The organism is Rhizobium bangladeshense, from assembly GCF_001662075.1.
Classification (GTDB): domain Bacteria; phylum Pseudomonadota; class Alphaproteobacteria; order Rhizobiales; family Rhizobiaceae; genus Rhizobium; species Rhizobium bangladeshense_B.
Genome location: NZ_LYPL01000026.1, coordinates 19080 through 35825, shown reverse-complemented (window position 1 = coordinate 35825; position 16746 = coordinate 19080). Strand labels below are relative to the sequence as shown.

The following is a 16746-nucleotide window of genomic DNA, read 5'->3' as shown; positions in this document are numbered from 1 at the left end:
TCATGCTGAGGGCGATCCGCGAGGATCTGAACCTCGACCGCCATATGGCGGATGCGGTGGCGTCGCTGCGCATCTGCCTTGCCGCCGACGAGAGCGTGCGCACCGGCCAGCCGGTCAGATTGTAAGGGAAAGACAGTGGGATCGCTTCAACTCAAATCCATCCGCAAGACCTATGGCACGCATGAGGTGCTGAAAGGCATCGATCTCGAAGTCGAGGACGGCGAATTCGTCATCTTCGTCGGACCGTCCGGCTGCGGGAAATCGACACTCTTGCGCAGTATTGCAGGCCTGGAGGATGTGACATCCGGCGCCGTCGTCATCAATGGCCGCGACGAGACGCTGACGCCGCCGGCCAAGCGCGGTATCGCGATGGTATTCCAGTCCTATGCGCTCTATCCGCACCTGACGGTCAAGGACAATATGGGGCTTGGCCTCAAGCAGGCGGGAACGCCCAAGAACGAGATCGACAAGCGCGTCGGCAAGGCGTCGGGGATGCTGTCGCTTGCGCCTTATCTGGCGCGGCGGCCGGCCGAGCTTTCCGGCGGTCAGCGCCAGCGCGTCGCCATCGGCCGCGCCATCGTGCGCGAACCGGAACTCTTCCTGTTCGACGAGCCGCTGTCGAACCTCGATGCGGCGCTACGCGTCCAGACCCGGCTCGAAATCGCTCGGCTGCATCGCAGCCTGAAGGCGACGATGATCTACGTCACGCACGACCAAGTCGAGGCGATGACACTTGCCGACAAGATCGTGGTGCTGAATGCCGGCACGATCGAGCAGATCGGCTCGCCGATGGAGCTTTACAACCGCCCGGCCAATGTCTTCGTTGCCGGCTTCATCGGTTCGCCGCAGATGAATTTCATTGCGGGCGAAAAGGTCGGCGATCACAGCGCCAAGACGATCGGGGTGCGCCCCGAACATATGACGCTGTCGCGCGAGCAGGGCACCTGGGCCGCGAAGGTCGTGCATGTCGAGCATCTCGGCGCGGACACGATCATCTATTTGGAATCCGAGCAGTGCGGCCTGCTGACGGCGCGCCTGTTCGGCGAGCATCAATACGAACCCGACGAAACCGTCTACGCGACCCCGGACCAGACGCGCGTGCATCGCTTCGATGCGGACGACCGGGTGATCCGCTGAGGGATCTGAAACATCAATCGTTCAGCCATGGGCAGGCGGCTTGGTTCCCTCTTCTCCCCAGCGGGGAGAAGGTGGCCCGAAGGGTCGGATGAGGGGGCCACACGGCAAAGCATTCGTTATTGTTGTGCTGAGCGAGCAGGGCAATCAATGCTGTGCCGTGTGGCCCCCTCATCCGCCTGCCGGCACCTTCTCCCCGCTGGGGAGAAGAGATTCGTGGCAGCGCCTTCGTCCGGTATCGGCAAAATATCAGTCGCGGATGATCAGCAGGTCGGCGGCCATGAAGCGGAGGGTTACGGTTTCGCCGGCTTGCGGCGGGGTCACACCTGGGCTGTTGAACATGTCGAAGGAGATGACGTTGCCGCCGACATTCATGCGGGTTCGGATGACCGAGCCGAGAAAGTGAGCCGAGACGACCTGGCCGGTCAGTGCGGTATCGCTTTTAGCGGTGTCGGAGAGGGAGCCTGCTTCCGGACGCAGCGCCAGCGAGATCGTTTCCCCGGCCTTGTGGCCTGCGACCGACTGCTTCAGCGTGATCTTCTGATCGCCGATCTGGATGAGGTTGGCGTCGGGATCGACGACCTTGGCCTCGATCAGGTTCAGCGTGCCGACGAAGGAGGCGACGAAACGCGTGGCCGGCTTGTTGTAGATCTCGAAGGGCGAGCCGATCTGATCGGCCTTGCCGGCATTCATCACCACGATGCGGTCGGAGATCGACAGCGCCTCTTCCTGGTCGTGGGTGACGAAAACCGTGGTGATGCCGAGCTGCTGCTGGATCTGGCGGATTTCCTCGCGCAGCGACACGCGGATCTTGGCGTCGAGGGCCGACAGCGGCTCGTCGAGCAGCAGCACCTGCGGCTTGACGGCGAGCGCGCGGGCAAGTGCTACGCGCTGCTGCTGGCCACCTGACAACTGGTAGGGGTAGCGGTCGGCCAGGTGATCGAGTTTGATCAGGCCGAGCATTTCCTTAACGCGGGCGTCGATCTCCGGCTTCGGCGCGCCGGCAACCTTGAGGCCGAAGGCGACATTGTCGTGCACGGACATGTTGGGAAACAGCGCGTAGGCCTGGAAGACCATGCCGATATTGCGCTGGTTCGGCTTCAGCGCGCTCTGGTCCTTGCCGTTGATGGTCAGCGTGCCGCCGGTCGGAGTTTCGAAGCCGGCGATCATGCGCAGCACGGTCGTCTTGCCGCAGCCCGACGGTCCGAGGAAGGAGATGAATTCGCCCTTCTCAATGTTCATGTTGAAATTCTTGACCACCTGGACCGGGCCGAAGGATTTCTGGAGGTTGTTCAGTGTGAGAAAAGACATGAGCCGGATACCTTAAGCCTTTGCCGGGCGGGCTTTGCCGAAACGGGAAACGAGATTGAGCAGGCCCATGCTGAGCCAGGTGATCGAGAAGGCGATGACGGCGAGTGCCGAAGGCTCATAGGCCTTGTTGGCGCCGACGAGCTGCAGGTAGGGGCCGAAGGCCGGGCGGTTGAGCAGGGCGGCGAAGGTGAACTCTCCCATGACGATCGCAAGCGTGATGAAGGCGCCGGAGAGCACGCCGCTCATGACGTTCGGGAAGATGCAGCGGAACATGATCGTCGTCCAGCGGGCGCCGAGGCTTTCGGCCGCCTCCGTCAGCGTGCGGACGTCGATGGCGCGCATGGCGGTATCGACGGCGCGGTACATGTAGGGTAGCGACAGAGTGATATAGGAGAAGACCAGCAGGGCGTTGGTGCCGGTCGTCGAACCCGTCAAGGGCAGGTAGGACGAGGAGTTGTACATTCTGAGATAGCCGAAGACGATGACGATCGCCGGAATGACGAGCGGCATCAGCGTGATGAATTCGACGACCGGGCGCATCTGAGGCAGGCGCAGCCGCACCCAATAGGCCGTCGGCACCACGAGCAGCATGCCGAAGACGATGGTCAGCAGCGCCATCAGCATGGAGTAGCCGAAGGTTTCGCGGAACTGAATGTCCGAGAAGACTGATGCATAGGCATCCAGGCTGTATTCACCGCGGCGCATGCGCAGCGAAAACTCGATGGTGCCGATCAGCGGAATGATGAAATAGGAAGCGCCGAGAATGATGGCGATCCAGGCTCCAAGACGTTGAGCTTTCATTTCTGCCACCTCTCGGCGCGCATGCGCAGCATGAGGTAAAGGATGTTGGACACGCCTGTGATGACGATCATGCCAAGGGCGATGGCGTAACCGAGGTTGGGATTGTGCAAAACGTCGCCGCGGATCTGCGCGTAGAGCAGGATCGGCACGATGTTCAGCGAGCTGCCGGTCAGTGCGAAGGCAGTAGCGATGGCGCCGAAGGCGTTGGCGAAGAGCAGCAGCGTGGTACCGAGCAGGCTCGGCCAGAGGATCGGCAGGGCAACCATCGTCCAGTATTGGCGATTGGTGGCGCCGAGAATCTCAGAGGCTTCGCGCCATTCCTTCTTCATGCCGTCGAGTGCCGGCGTCAGGATCAGCACCATCAGCGGGATCTGGAAATACATATAGGTGATGGTGAGGCCGAAGAAGGACAGCAGGTTGAAGCCGGTGCCGTAGAGATTGAAACCGAACCATTCCCTGAGGAACACCGTCACGAGGCCGGTGCGGCCGAGCGTTGCCAGGAAGGCGAAGGCGAGCGGCACGCCGGCGAAATTCGAGGCGACGCCGGAAAAGGTCAGCAGCGTGGAGCGCACCGAGGCGGGCAGGCCGCCAAGCACGACGGCCCAGGCGAGGAAGAAGCCGATCACCGCGCCGCCGAGAGCGGACGCCACCGAGACCTTGATACTGATCCAGTAGGCGCTCATGATCGATGGAGTGAAGAGATCGCCGATATTCTTCAGCGTGAAATCGCCCTCCGGCGTCAGGAATGCGCCCACCACGAGATAGAGCGTCGGGATGATCAGGAACAGCAGAGAAAAAATGATGAAGGGTGCAATGCCCAGCCAGTCGATCACGCGGTCTTTGTTGATCAAGAGGGCGCTGCTCACCATCGGCGTTGAAACGGTACTCATGAAAAGCTCATCCTGGGGCATCGGAGTGAGAAAACCTCCCCGCCTTTGGGGCGGGGAGGCAGGATCGGAGTTTACTTAACGTTGGCGCCGACGACGCTATCCCAGTTCTTGGTGATGGTTTCCTTGCCGGCGGCCTGCTCTTCGAGCGTCGGGAAGACAGCCTTTTCGTAAGCTGCTGCCGGCGGCAGCTTGTCGAGCAGTTCCTTCGGGATCTTGTTGTTCTTGGCAAGATCGTTGAAGCGGATCGGGTGGCAATAGCCCTTCAGCCAGCCAAGCTGACCTTCGTCGGAATAGAGATATTCCATCCAGAGCTTGGCAGCATTCGGATGCGGAGCGAAGGCGGAAATCGCCTGAACGTAGACGCCGGCAACGACGCCGGTCTTCGGGACGACGACTTCGAACGGTGGGTTGCCCTTCAGGCTTTCGCCCCAGGACATTGCGTTGTAGTCCCAGGCGATGATGATCGGCGTGGAGCCCTGTGCGAAGGGAGCAGCCTTGCCGACGACAGGCACGAAATTGCCGTTCTTGTTGAGCTCGGCGAAGAACTTCAGACCCTCTTCGCCCGCCTTGGCGGCGTCACCGCCGGATGCGGAAAGACCAGCTGCATAAACGCCCTGAACAGCCTGGTTGGCACTGCGCGGATCACCTGCGAGCGCGACGCTGTTTGCATAGTCGCTCTTCTTCAGATCTGCCCAGTCGGCCGGCGATTCCTTGACCAGGTCCTTGTTCACGAGGAACGACAGAACGCCGTAATAGTCGCCGTACCAGTATCCTTCGGCATCCTTGGCGCTATCCGGGATCGAATCCCAGGTAGAAACCTTGTAAGGCTGGATCAGGCCGTCTTTCTTGGCGGACGGGCCGAAGGAGAGGCCGACGTCGATGACATCGGGGGCCTGCGGGCCGGTGTTGCCCTTATTGGCCTTGATCGCTTCGATTTCGTCGCCCGAGCTTGCGTCCGGGTTCAACTCATTGACTTCGATACCGTACTTGGCCTTGAAGCCGGCGATAACATCACCATAGCCGCACCAGCTGTGCGGAAGAGCGATCGTGGTCAGCGTGCCTTCCTTCTTGGCAGCGGCGATCAGTTCTGCGCTCGGTTCAGCTGCGGCAATCGCGGTCGAAGCCACGATGATCGCAGTAGAAAGCGACAGCAGTCGAGAAATGTTAGAGATCACTGTTGTTCTCCTTCGGGTTTTCAGTGTCTGGCGATGCTGTTAATGAGCTTACATGAAGCTTGTGTGACGGCTGCATGACGGTGGTTTTGCATGAATAGCAGGCGCTTGTGACAGATGTTTCATCTGCGTCAGCGCGGTCTGTTTCCGCAAAAATCCGCCATTGTTTTTCCTCCCTTGATCTTGTCCTCCTAGCCCGGTTTGCGGAAGAGTTTGGTCTGCTCGAACAAGCCCTCCAGTGTCTTCATGCGTTCCTTCGTCTCATCCCAGGTGGAGTTCTGAACGGCCTCGATCAGCGCCTCGACGATGAAGAGAGTGACGACGGAGGAATCCCAGGCCGAGGGCGCTTCGATCCGGACGCGGAAGGTGTGGCGGGCAAGTTTGGCGGCGGGTGAACCCCATTGATCGGTGAAAACGACGATTTCGGCGCCGCGCTTTCGGGCGGCGGTGGCGAGGCTCACCATCTCCTGCTCGTAGCGGCGGATGTCGAAGATAATCAGAATGTCGCCGGCATTCATGTTGAGGACATATTGCGGCCAGCTGCTGGAATTGGATGACAGCAACGTCGTTGCCGGCCGAATCACCTGCATATGGGTGAAGAAATATTCGGCAAGCGCGCCGGTGATGCGGCCGCCGACGAAATAGAGGCCGCGCTTGCGGTTGGAGAGCAGCGAGGCGACGCTGTCGAAGGTCGCCGTATCGAGATCGCTCAGCGTCTGGCGCAGATTACCCATGATGGCATCGGCGAAACGGTTGAGGATATGGGTGCCTGGCGCGTTCTGCGCCCAGCGGTCGTGCTTGGCGATGGGGTTGGAGATCGTCGCCTCCACCTCCAGATGCAGATGTGCCTGAAAGTCGGGATATCCCTTAAAGCCGAGCTTCTGCACCATGCGCACGACGGTCGGCGTCGAGACGCCGGCATTCTCGGCGATGGTGGTTATGCTGCCGAGACCGGAGACCGGATAATTGTCGAGAAGGCTTTCGGCCAGTTGCTTTTCTGCACGCGTCAACAGCCCGAAATGCGAGTGTATGACGTCCGAAACGGTCTTCGACGCAACTGTCACCTAATCTGCTCCCCGGGATGGTCTGGCGCCATTTTCCCAATCGAAGTTAACAACGCTGTCACAATCCATGTCAACTACTGTCATGAAAAGAAATTTTCAGAGAATGCTTGACACTCGTCGGAACCTGAAGAATTCTTTTCTTATAAGGAATTTGTTAAGGAGTGGCGCCTTTGGTGCTGGCCCGGCCGAAAATCCTCAGTGAAGCCGACGGCGATTGCGTCGGGATCGAGCGCACCGGCGGCCGGAGCCCGGTGCTTCTCGTCTGTGAGCATGCTTCAAACACGCTTCCCGTCCAATTCGGCAATCTTGGCCTGCCAGGTGAAGCGCTCGCGAGCCATATTGCATGGGATCCGGGGGCGCTTTCGGTCGCCCGCGGCATATCGCAGGGGCTCGATGCAACACTCGTCTACCAGCGTTTCTCCCGGCTCATCTACGATTGCAATCGGCCGCCGAGCTCGCCAGGCGCCATGCCTGAAAAAAGCGAGATCTATGCCATTCCCGGCAATAAGGATCTGACCGCCGAGGAAAAGCTTGCGCGCACCGACGCCCTCTACGTGCCCTTTCACGACGCCGTTCGCGGGCTGATCCGCGATCGCCGGGCGAGGGGGCAGGACAGCGTCATCGTGACGATCCATAGCTTCACACCGGTTTATCACGGCCGAGAACGTGCCGTGGAACTCGGCGTATTGCACGACGAGGACAGCCGGCTTGCCGACCGCATGCTGGACGCCGCCGCCGGGGCGCCGCTCTACAGGACGGAACGCAACCAGCCTTACGGACCCGAGGATGGCGTGACCCACACGCTGATCCTGCACGGGCTTTCGAACGGCTTGCGCAATGTAATGATCGAGGTCCGCAACGACCTCATTTCAGACGATGTCGGCCAAGGGGTCATGGCCGACTATCTAAAAGGGCTGCTCCAGCAAAGCCTGGACGCCTGATAAAAAAGAAGACCCGAGGGAGCAGTTTAACTGCGGACGTCCGCCTGGCGAAAATGCTGCGGACAATTGGCACTGAACCGGCCAGCAATCCCGCGGCCGGTCGTGAACAGGGGGAAGTCATGTCGGACTATACCGAACTGGACAGGAAGCAGGACGTGCACATCCTGCATTCCATGGGCTATGCCCAGGAACTCGAACGGCGAATGAGTTCATTCTCGAATTTCGCCGTATCATTCTCCATCATCTGCATTCTTTCCGGCGGCATCAATTCGCTGGCTCAGGCGACTTCGGGCGCCGGCGGCGCGGCCATCGGCATTGGCTGGCCGCTCGGCTGCTTCATCTCGCTCGTCTTCGCCGTCGCCATGGCGCAGATCAGCTCTGCCTATCCGACGGCCGGCGGCCTGTATCACTGGGGTTCGATTCTGGGTAACCGCTTCACCGGCTGGCTGACCGCCTGGTTCAACCTGCTCGGCCTCGTCACCGTGCTTGGCGCGATCAACGTCGGCACTTATTACTTCTTCATGGGCTCCTTCGGCACGACCTATCTCGGGCTGACGGACACCATCACGGTGCGGATCGTCTTCCTGGTGATCATCACCGGCGCGCAGGCACTCGTGAACCATATGGGCATCGGGCTGACCGCAAAGCTGACAGACTTCTCGGGTTACCTGATTTTCGCAACCGCCATAGCGCTGGCGGTCGTCTGCCTGCTCGCGGCGCCTTCCTATGAATTCGGCCGCCTCTTCACCTTCGCCAACTATTCCGGCGAAGCCGGCGGCAATGTCTGGCCGTCGAACTCGGGCGTCTGGGTCTTCCTTCTTGGCCTGCTGCTGCCGATCTACACCATCACCGGCTATGATGCTTCGGCGCATACGTCGGAAGAGACGGTCAAGGCCGCCCATTCGGTGCCGCGCGGCATGGTGTCGTCGGTCCTCTGGTCGGCGCTTTTCGGCTACATCATGCTGTGCGCCTTCGTCCTCATGCTGCCGAATATGGACGATGCGGCCAAACAGGGCTGGAACGTGTTTTTCTGGGCGATGGACAGCCAGGTGAACCCCATCGTCAAGGATATCATCTATCTCGCGATCTTCGTCAGCCAATGGCTGTGTGGCCTTGCGACCGTCACCTCGGTTTCCCGAATGATCTTCGCCTTCTCGCGTGACGGCGGTCTGCCGGCATCAAAGGCACTTTCCAAGGTCAGCCCGCAGTACCGCACGCCGGTTGCTGCGATTTGGACCGGCTCGATCCTGTCGGTGCTGTTCGTCTGGGGCTCTTCGCTCGTTACGATCGGCGAAACGCCGGTCTATACGATCGTCGTGTCGTGCACGGTCATCTTCCTGTTCTTCTCCTTCGCGATCCCGATCACGCTCGGCCTCTTCGCCTGGGGTACATCGAAGTGGGACAAGATGGGTCCGTGGAACCTCGGCGAGGGTGTCTTCAAGCTCTTTGCCGTCCTGACGATCATCGCAATGGTGCTGATCTTCATTCTCGGGATCCAGCCGCCGAACGAGTGGGCGCTCTATATCACCGTCGGCTTCCTCGTGGTCACCGGGATCGTCTGGTTCGGCTTCGAGAGCCGCCGCTTCAAGGGCCCGCCGATCGGCGCCGAAGTGGCAAAGCGCCAGGCGGAAATCGCTGCAGCCGAAGCGGCTGTCGGCGAAAGCGGCGAACGCTAGGAATCGAGGCTTCCTCTTAATGGCTGGGCCGCCTTCGCGGCCCAGCCACCGGGCAACGAAATGGCATCGGGCCGCAGTGTTCGGTCGAGCGCATGCGATTTCGTTGCCCGATTTTCTCAATCCCAGTTCAGGCGGACCAATCATGAGCAGCAGCTACACAATCGACGATCTCAGGAAGGATGTTGCCGAGGGGCGCATCGATACGGTTCTCGCCTGCCAGGTGGACATGCAGGGCCGGTTGATGGGCAAGCGGTTCCAGGCGGAATATTTTGTCGAGAGCGCCTGGAAGGAAACGCACAGCTGCAACTATCTGATCGCCACCGACATGGAGATGGAGACGGTCTCCGGCTACAAGGCGACCAGCTGGGAAAAGGGCTATGGCGATTATACGATGAAGCCGGATCTGGCGACGCTGCGCCGCATTCCCTGGCTCGGAGGCACAGCGCTGGTGCTCTGCGACGTGCTCGACCATCACACCCACGAGGAAGTGGCCCATTCGCCGCGGGCGATCCTGAAGAAGCAGGTGAAACGCCTCGAAGATATGGGCATGAAGGCCTACATGGCTTCCGAGCTCGAATTCTTCCTGTTCGACCAAAGCTACGAGGCCGCTCACGCGTCGGGCTACCGCAATCTGAAGCTCGCCAGCGCCTATAACGAGGACTACCACATCTTCCAGACCACCAAGGAGGAAGAGGTGATGCGGGCGATCCGCACCGGGCTGCAGGGTGCGGGCATTCCGGTCGAAAACTCCAAGGGAGAAGCTTCCGCCGGCCAGGAGGAGATCAATGTGCGCTATGCCGATGCGCTCGCCATGGCCGACCGGCATGCGATCATCAAGAACGGCTGCAAGGAAATCGCCTGGTCGAAAGGCAAGGCCATCACCTTCCTTGCCAAGTGGAACTACAATGCCGCCGGCAGTTCCTCGCATATCCACCAGTCGCTCTGGAGCCTGGAGGAGAAGCCGCTGTTCTTCGACCATACCGGCAAATACGGCATGTCGCCGCTGATGCATAATTACGTTGCCGGGCTTCTCGCCCACGCCAGCGAGATCACCTATTTCCTGGCGCCCTACATCAACTCCTACAAGCGCTTCATGGCCGGCACCTTCGCGCCGACCAAGGCGATCTGGAGCAAGGACAATCGCACTGCCGGCTACCGCCTCTGCGGCGAGGAAACCAAGGGCATCCGCATCGAATGCCGCGTCGGCGGCTCCGATCTCAATCCGTATCTCGCCTTCGCCGCGCTGCTTGCCGCCGGCATCGACGGCATCGAGAACAAGCTGGAGCTGGAAGCTCCCTTCGTCGGCGACGCCTATGGCGGCAAGGATATTCGCGAAATCCCGCGCACGTTGCGCGCGGCGACGACGGCGATGACGGAATCGGCAATGCTGCGCAAAGCCTTCGGCGACGAGGTGATCGACCATTACACCCGTGCCGCCGAATGGGAGCAGGAAGAATACGACCGCCGCATCACCGATTGGGAAGTGGCGCGGGGTTTCGAAAGAGCTTAATAGGCATTTGTGGGCTTGCCCCTCACCCTAACCCTCTCCCCGCACGCGGGGAGAGGGGACTTGCCACACGGATCGCTTGATAGTTCAGAAAACGGTGCGGCATAACCCTTCGCCCCGCGAGCGGGGAGAAGGCGCCGGCAGGCGGATGAGGGGCTACGGCCCCGACGGAATTTTTGAATCAATACGAGGACGGAAATCGATCATGGCAATGATCCAATGCATTTCACCGGTCGACGGATCGGTTTACGCGGAGCGTCCGGCGCTTTCGCTCGACGCTGCCAAGGAAGCTGTTTTGCGGGCCCGCAAGGCGCAGAAGGCCTGGGCGAAACGGCCGCTCGAAGAGCGTGTGCAGCTGGTGCTGAAGGGTGCCGCGCGGCTGAACGAGATGTCCGACACCGTCGTGCCGGAGCTTGCCTGGCAGATGGGCCGGCCGGTCAAGTATGGCGGCGAATATAAGGGCTTCAACGAGCGCTCCAACTATGTCGCTTCGATCGCGGCCGATGCGCTGGCGCCCCTTGTCGTCGAGGAAAGCGAGCGGTTCGAGCGCCGCATCGAGCGCGAGGCGCATGGCGTCGTCTTCGTCGTCGCGCCGTGGAACTATCCCTATATGACGGCGATCAACACGATCGCGCCGGCGCTGATGGCCGGTAACACCGTGGTGCTGAAACATGCCTCGCAGACGCTGCTGGTCGGCGAGCGGCTGGTGCAGGCCTTTACCGAGGTCGGCGTTCCAGAGGACGTGTTCCAGAACGTCTTCCTCGATCACGAAACGACCTCGGCGCTGATTGCCGCCGGCAGCTTCAATTTCGTCAACTTCACCGGATCGGTCGAAGGCGGGCGGTCGATGGAGCGGGCGGCTGCCGGTACCTTCACCGGGCTTGGCCTCGAACTCGGCGGCAAGGATCCGGGTTACGTCATGGAGGACGCCGATCTCGAGGCGGCCGTCGATACGCTGATGGACGGCGCCACCTACAATTCGGGCCAGTGCTGCTGCGGCATCGAACGCATCTATGTGCACGAATCCCTCTACGATGCCTTCGTCGAAAAATCGGTCGCCTGGGTGTCGAACTACAAGCTTGGCAACCCGCTCGATCCCGAGACTTCGCTGGGGCCGATGGCGAACAAGCGTTTTGCCAAGGTGGTGCGCGAGCAGATCGCCGATGCGGTTTCCAAGGGCGCAAAGGCGCTGGTCGACCCGAAGCTTTTCCCACAGGATGACGGCGGCGCCTATCTCGCACCGCAGATCCTCGTCGATGTCGACCACTCCATGGCCTTCATGCGCGAGGAGACCTTCGGCCCGGCGGTCGGTATCATGAAGGTGCGGAGCGACGAGGAGGCACTCGCCTTGATGAACGACAGCCAATACGGGCTGACGGTTTCGCTCTGGACCAAAGATGCCGAGCGGGCAGGGAGTCTCGGCCGCGAGATCGAAACTGGCACCGTTTTCATGAACCGCGCGGACTACCTCGATCCGGCGCTCTGCTGGACCGGCGTCAAGGAAACCGGCCGCGGCGGCTCGCTGTCGATCATCGGCTTCCAGAATCTGACCCGTCCGAAATCCTATCATCTCAAGAAGGTCACAGCATGAGCAGCAACATCACCGCAAACTGGAGCTATCCCACGTCCGTTAAGCTCGGCCGGGGCCGCATCAGCGAACTGGCCGACGCCTGCAAGAGCCTCGGCATAAAGAAGCCGCTGCTGATCACCGACCGCGGCCTTGCCTCGATGGCGATCACCAAGAACGCACTCGACATCCTCGAAGATGCCGGCCTCGGCCGGGCGATCTTCGCCGATGTCGATCCGAACCCCAACGAGAAGAACCTCGAAGCCGGCGTCAAGGCTTTCAAGGATGGCGGCCATGACGGTGTTGTCGCCTTCGGCGGCGGCTCGGGCCTCGACCTTGGCAAGTGCGTCGCCTTCATGGCCGGCCAGACGCGGCCGGTCTGGGATTTCGAGGATATCGGCGATTGGTGGACGCGGGCGAGCCTCGAGGGCATTGCGCCGATCGTCGCGGTGCCGACAACAGCGGGCACCGGTTCGGAAGTCGGCCGCGCCAGCGTCATCACCAATTCCGAAACGCATGTGAAGAAGATCATCTTCCATCCGAAGTTCCTGCCTGGAGTCGTCATCTCCGATCCGGAACTGACGGTCGGCATGCCGAAGATCATCACCGCCGGCACCGGCATGGATGCCTTCGCCCATTGCCTGGAGGCCTATTCCTCGCCCTTCTATCATCCGATGTCAGCAGGCATCGCGCTGGAGGGCATGCGGCTCGTCAAGGAATTCCTGCCGCGCGCCTATCGGGAAGGCACCGATCTCGAAGCCCGTGCCAATATGATGGCAGCCGCAGCCATGGGCGCGGTCGCCTTCCAGAAGGGTCTCGGCGCCATTCATGCGCTGTCGCACCCGATCGGCGCCGTCTACAACACCCATCACGGCATGACCAATGCGGTTGTCATGCCGGCGGTGCTGCGCTTCAACCGCAAGGCGATCGAGGAGAAGATCGGCCGCGCGGCCGCCTATCTCGGCATTTCGGGCGGCTTCGACGGCTTCTATGATTATGTGTTGAAGCTTCGCTCCGAACTCGGCGTGCCGGAAACGCTGACGGCAATGGGAATCGCCCCCGACCGCATCGACGAATTGTCGGCCATGGCGATCGAGGATCCGAGTGCCGGCGGCAACCCGGTTGCCATGACGCTCGAAAACACCAGGGCGCTGTTCAGGGATTGCTTTTGAGACCATAGAGAGCGGACCCGAGGATTGGCCCGGAAAGCCTTGGCTTCCCGCGCCTTTTCATTTCGGGGACATTCTGAATTTTAGGGATGTGAAAAATACCGGCTGCAATTTTGCCGCGCGTGTTAAGAATTTGTTAACCATGATTAGAAAGGATGGATTAACCGCACGATGCTCTCCGATGGTGCGTAAAAGAGCGATTCCGGCTCGCACCATTTCCTTCCGAGGACCGAACATGCCAGTCATTACATTCGCAAACACCAAGGGCGGCGCCGGCAAGACGACTGCTGTTCTGCTGCTCGCGACCGAGCTTGCCCGCAAGGGTTTCCGTGTCACCATTCTCGATGCCGACCCGCAGCACTGGATCTCGCGCTGGCACGAAATCTCGGGTCACGTGCCGAATGTTTCGGTGATCGATTTCGTGACCACCGCCTCGCTGCCGCAGCACATTAGCGAGAACAAGCACAATACCGACTATTTCATCGTCGACCTGCCGGGTGCGCGCAATCCGCTGCTCGCCACTGCCGTCGGCCTTTCCGATCATGTGCTGATCCCGATCCAGGGCTGTGCGATGGACGCGCGCGGCGGCGCACAGGTGCTCGAACTGCTGCAATATCTGGACGAGAAGGCGGGCATCAAGATCGGCCATTCGGTGGTGTTGACCCGCGTCAATTCGATGGTGACGACCCGGGCGCTGCAACTCGTCAAGTCGCTGCTCAGCGAGCGGCACGTGCCGGTGCTCGACACTGCGATCATCGAACGCTCGGCCTTCCGCGACATCTTCGACTGCGGCGGCACGCTGCACACGATCGACCTCGCGCGCGTCAGCAACCTGGACAAGGCGCGAGAGAACGCCACCTGTTTCGCCGAGGAAATGATGCGCAAGCTGCCGATCCGGCTGCCGGCCTCGGCCCGCATGGCGACGGCCGCCTGATTATCCCTGCGATGAAACGAAAAAGGCCGCCGGAGCGATCCGGCGGCTTTTTCACATTGCAGCAATAGAGATCAATCGACGAATTCCACCGTCACGCCCGGCTTGACCATCTTGGCGAGTTCGGTCGCGTCCCAGTTGGTCAGGCGGATGCAGCCGTGGCTCTGGGTGCGGCCGATCTTGGAGGGCTCCGGCGTGCCGTGGATGCCGTAGGTCGGCTTGGAAAGTGCCATCCAGACGGTGCCGACGGGGCCGTTCGGACCCGGGGGAATGTTGAGGATCTTGTCGTTGGCACCCTGCTGGAAATTGATCTTCGGATTGTAGGTATAGCCGGGATTGAATGCGATGCGCTCGACCGTCACGGTGCCCGACGGCGAGGGCGTGTCGGTGGAGCCGATCGAGGCAGGATAGGCGGCAATGAGATTGCCGGCGCCATCATAGGCGAAGACCTGCTTGCGGCCTTTGTCGGCGACGATGCGGGCAACCTCGCCGCTCTTCGGATCGCCCGGGTTGACGACCTTGATGACGGTGCCGGGGACGCTGAAATCGGCGCCGGGGTTCATCTCCTTGAGGAAGGCCTCGTCCATGTGGAAACGCTCAGCCAGCATTTCGGTGGTCGATGTATAGGCCAGCGACGGCAGCAGAGCCTTATGCGAATAGTCTTCCGGGATCTCCGCGACGAAGGGGCCCGCGGCATCAGCGGGCGTAATCGTGTAGCTGACGATCGGCAGACCGCCGTTCATGCGCAGTTCTTCCAGAATGGCGTCGGTATCGTTCGGGTCGAGCTTCGAGCCGGTCATCTGATCGTAGGCATAGATCGACTTGGTGACGTTCGAGCCCATATGGCCATCGATGACGCCGGGCGAGATGCCCGCGCGGTCGAGGAAGACCTGCAGCGCTACGATCTCAGGCTTCGACTTGTTCTTCAGCGTGATCACGGGTTCGTCGGGTGCGGCCGTGGGCGCGTCGGCAGGCGGAAACTGCTGATCGGGATCGATCGAGGCGTAATCGTCGCCCGACTGCGGATTGCCGATGCTGTTGTCGTCAGGAAAGGGCTCCTCGCCGAGCGGCAGGCGTTCGATCGCAGCGTCGCGCGGAATGCCGCCGGTGACGGCTCCGCGTTCGGAATAACGCGTATCGCCATAGGAATTGTCGTCGGAATAATAGGGATCGTTGCCGTTCTGATCGGCGTAGACGTCGCGCGGACCGGGCTGCGGCGGGTAGTAGCCGCGGGCGCGCATCTCGGTGGCGACGACATTGCCGTAGTCGTCGATCAGCACGCGGTTGCCGCTGCGGTCGCGGGCGTAGATATAGCCGCGCGGGACATAGTCGAGAATTTCGCCGGTTGGCGTGACCAGGACGACGTCGCTCTGCCGGCGGTCACGAAACTGCTGCGCGCCGGCTTCTGGTGCTGCAGCCGCAAAGGCTCCCAGCAGGGCCGCCAGCGAAAATGCCGACTTCAAAAAGCGATTCACGTCTCACACCTCGAACAGTGACTGGGCCGACACACACCCGCAAATTTTGACGCTAGTGTGGAATTTATGAAACCGTGCTGAACAAAATATGAAAATCACTAAGATTTCCTTTTACTCATAAACGTTTGCGTCTCTGCGTCAGTTCCGCAAAATCCATGGTTGCGGCAAAAACACAAGATCGAAACGGCGCGGATTGACGAATGGCAGCGCGAAACCTAACCCTACGGCGGCCGATAAAACCCCGAGGAGCCCCCGAGATGATCGAATTTGCCGCCGCAAGCGGGCCGCGCCTGATGCTCGATGAAACATCGGTGCTGGATATCGCAGGATGTATCGTCGAAGGCGTCGACATCGCCCCGAAGCGGGCCATTCCCGATGACGGCGATCCGCGAATCGATCACTCGCTCGAAGGCTTCCTCTTCACCTGCGGGCCGGATCATATCCGCCATCGCCAGCCGATTGCCGGCCGGGCCGACGGCAAGGTCTATCCGCTGCATGGATCGGCCTCCGGCAATGCAGCCAGGGTGCTGTGGACGAAATACGAGCACGGCAATGCCGAATGCCGCGCCGACATCGACCTTGTAACCGTCGAGGGACTGCCGCAGCGCATCGAGCGGATCTGGCGGATCGACGGGGCGACCGGCGAAGTGCGGCTCGAGGACAGGGTCGTCAATATCAGCGACCGGACGGTTCCGACCTTCCTGATGTATCACATCAACACCGGCGGCAAATGGCTGGACGAGGGCACGCGGCTCGAAGGGCGAATGATGGAGAATGGCGGTTTCCCCTGGGCATTCGGCGAGGAGCCGGGCGGTATCTTCTGCGTGCCGGCGCCGGCGACGGAGGCGGGCCTGGCGGAGGTCCGTCTCGGGCCGATCGCCTCGATCGGTGGCAGGACGCTCAGTGTGCGCTTCGGCGCCGATACGCTGCCCTATCTGCAGGTCTGGCGGAACCAGAAGCCGCCGGCCCATATCATCGGAATCGAGCCGGTCTCGCATCGCTGGGTGTTGCGTGACGAGCTCGAGACGGCCGGCGAATTCAATATGCTGGAGCCCGGCGGAAGCCGCAGCTACGTGCTGACCTTCGCCTTCCGTGAGTGAAGTGTTGT

The 16746-nt window shown here is 61.1% G+C and carries 14 protein-coding genes and 1 pseudogene; 9 read left to right on the top strand and 6 right to left on the bottom strand.

Going from position 1 to position 16746, the window contains the following annotated elements:
• Both A7X77_RS33265 and A7X77_RS30140 read left to right on the top strand, forming a co-directional pair.
• A pseudogene (locus A7X77_RS33265) lies at positions 1-125 on the top strand (gfo/Idh/MocA family oxidoreductase); the annotation flags it as partial.
• Between the two features lie 10 nt (positions 126-135).
• Positions 136-1137 (top strand): ABC transporter ATP-binding protein, encoded by a 1002-nt coding sequence (locus A7X77_RS30140; RefSeq protein WP_064686481.1) that lies wholly within the window; start codon positions 136-138, stop codon positions 1135-1137.
• Between the two features lie 246 nt (positions 1138-1383).
• Here the strand turns inward: A7X77_RS30140 and A7X77_RS30135 are convergent, their stop codons facing one another.
• From A7X77_RS30135 to A7X77_RS30115, 5 genes are all read right to left on the bottom strand, one after another.
• Positions 1384-2445 (bottom strand): ABC transporter ATP-binding protein, encoded by a 1062-nt coding sequence (locus tag A7X77_RS30135; protein ID WP_064686480.1) that lies wholly within the window; start codon positions 2443-2445, stop codon positions 1384-1386.
• 12 nt (positions 2446-2457) lie between these two features.
• A complete protein-coding gene (locus A7X77_RS30130; protein WP_064686479.1) occupies positions 2458-3246 on the bottom strand; it encodes an ABC transporter permease in 789 nt (262 codons plus the stop codon).
• Entirely contained in the window at positions 3243-4136 is an 894-nt protein-coding gene (locus tag A7X77_RS30125; RefSeq protein ID WP_064686484.1) for an ABC transporter permease, read from the bottom strand. The genes A7X77_RS30130 and A7X77_RS30125 overlap by 4 nt, the downstream gene beginning before the upstream one ends.
• A gap of 71 nt (positions 4137-4207) precedes the next feature.
• Positions 4208-5311 carry an ABC transporter substrate-binding protein gene (locus A7X77_RS30120; RefSeq protein ID WP_064686478.1) on the bottom strand — a complete coding sequence of 368 codons (1104 nt, stop codon included), beginning with the start codon at positions 5309-5311 and terminating at the stop codon, positions 4208-4210.
• Positions 5312-5499: 188 nt separating this feature from the next.
• Entirely contained in the window at positions 5500-6372 is an 873-nt protein-coding gene (locus A7X77_RS30115) for a MurR/RpiR family transcriptional regulator (protein WP_064686477.1), read from the bottom strand.
• A gap of 170 nt (positions 6373-6542) precedes the next feature.
• Here A7X77_RS30115 and A7X77_RS30110 point away from each other — a divergent pair, with 170 nt between their 5' ends.
• The 6 genes from A7X77_RS30110 (at position 6543) to A7X77_RS30085 (ending at position 14166) form a co-directional block, all read left to right on the top strand.
• Positions 6543-7313 carry an N-formylglutamate amidohydrolase gene (locus tag A7X77_RS30110; RefSeq protein ID WP_064686476.1) on the top strand — a complete coding sequence of 257 codons (771 nt, stop codon included), beginning with the start codon at positions 6543-6545 and terminating at the stop codon, positions 7311-7313.
• Positions 7314-7432: 119 nt separating this feature from the next.
• Positions 7433-8989 (top strand): amino acid permease, encoded by a 1557-nt coding sequence (locus A7X77_RS30105; protein ID WP_064686483.1) that lies wholly within the window; start codon positions 7433-7435, stop codon positions 8987-8989.
• Between the two features lie 142 nt (positions 8990-9131).
• Positions 9132-10499, top strand: a complete 1368-nt coding sequence (locus A7X77_RS30100; RefSeq protein WP_064686475.1) for a glutamine synthetase family protein — start codon at positions 9132-9134, stop codon at positions 10497-10499.
• Positions 10500-10701: 202 nt separating this feature from the next.
• The gene (locus tag A7X77_RS30095) at positions 10702-12087 is read left to right on the top strand and encodes an aldehyde dehydrogenase family protein (RefSeq protein ID WP_064686474.1); all 1386 of its coding nucleotides are present in this window, start codon (positions 10702-10704) and stop codon (positions 12085-12087) included.
• Positions 12084-13235, top strand: coding sequence for an iron-containing alcohol dehydrogenase (locus A7X77_RS30090; RefSeq protein WP_064686473.1), 1152 nt, complete (start codon positions 12084-12086; stop codon positions 13233-13235). The genes A7X77_RS30095 and A7X77_RS30090 overlap by 4 nt, the downstream gene beginning before the upstream one ends.
• Before the next feature lie 232 nt (positions 13236-13467).
• Entirely contained in the window at positions 13468-14166 is a 699-nt protein-coding gene (locus A7X77_RS30085) for a ParA family protein (RefSeq protein WP_064686472.1), read from the top strand.
• A gap of 71 nt (positions 14167-14237) precedes the next feature.
• Here A7X77_RS30085 and A7X77_RS30080 read toward each other — a convergent pair whose 3' ends face one another.
• The gene (locus tag A7X77_RS30080; protein WP_064686471.1) at positions 14238-15638 is read right to left on the bottom strand and encodes a L,D-transpeptidase; all 1401 of its coding nucleotides are present in this window, start codon (positions 15636-15638) and stop codon (positions 14238-14240) included.
• A gap of 257 nt (positions 15639-15895) precedes the next feature.
• On the opposite strand from A7X77_RS30080, the gene A7X77_RS30075 reads away from it, so the two are divergent.
• The gene (locus tag A7X77_RS30075) at positions 15896-16738 is read left to right on the top strand and encodes a DUF4432 family protein (protein ID WP_064686470.1); all 843 of its coding nucleotides are present in this window, start codon (positions 15896-15898) and stop codon (positions 16736-16738) included.
• The last annotated feature ends 8 nt before the right edge of the window (positions 16739-16746 follow it).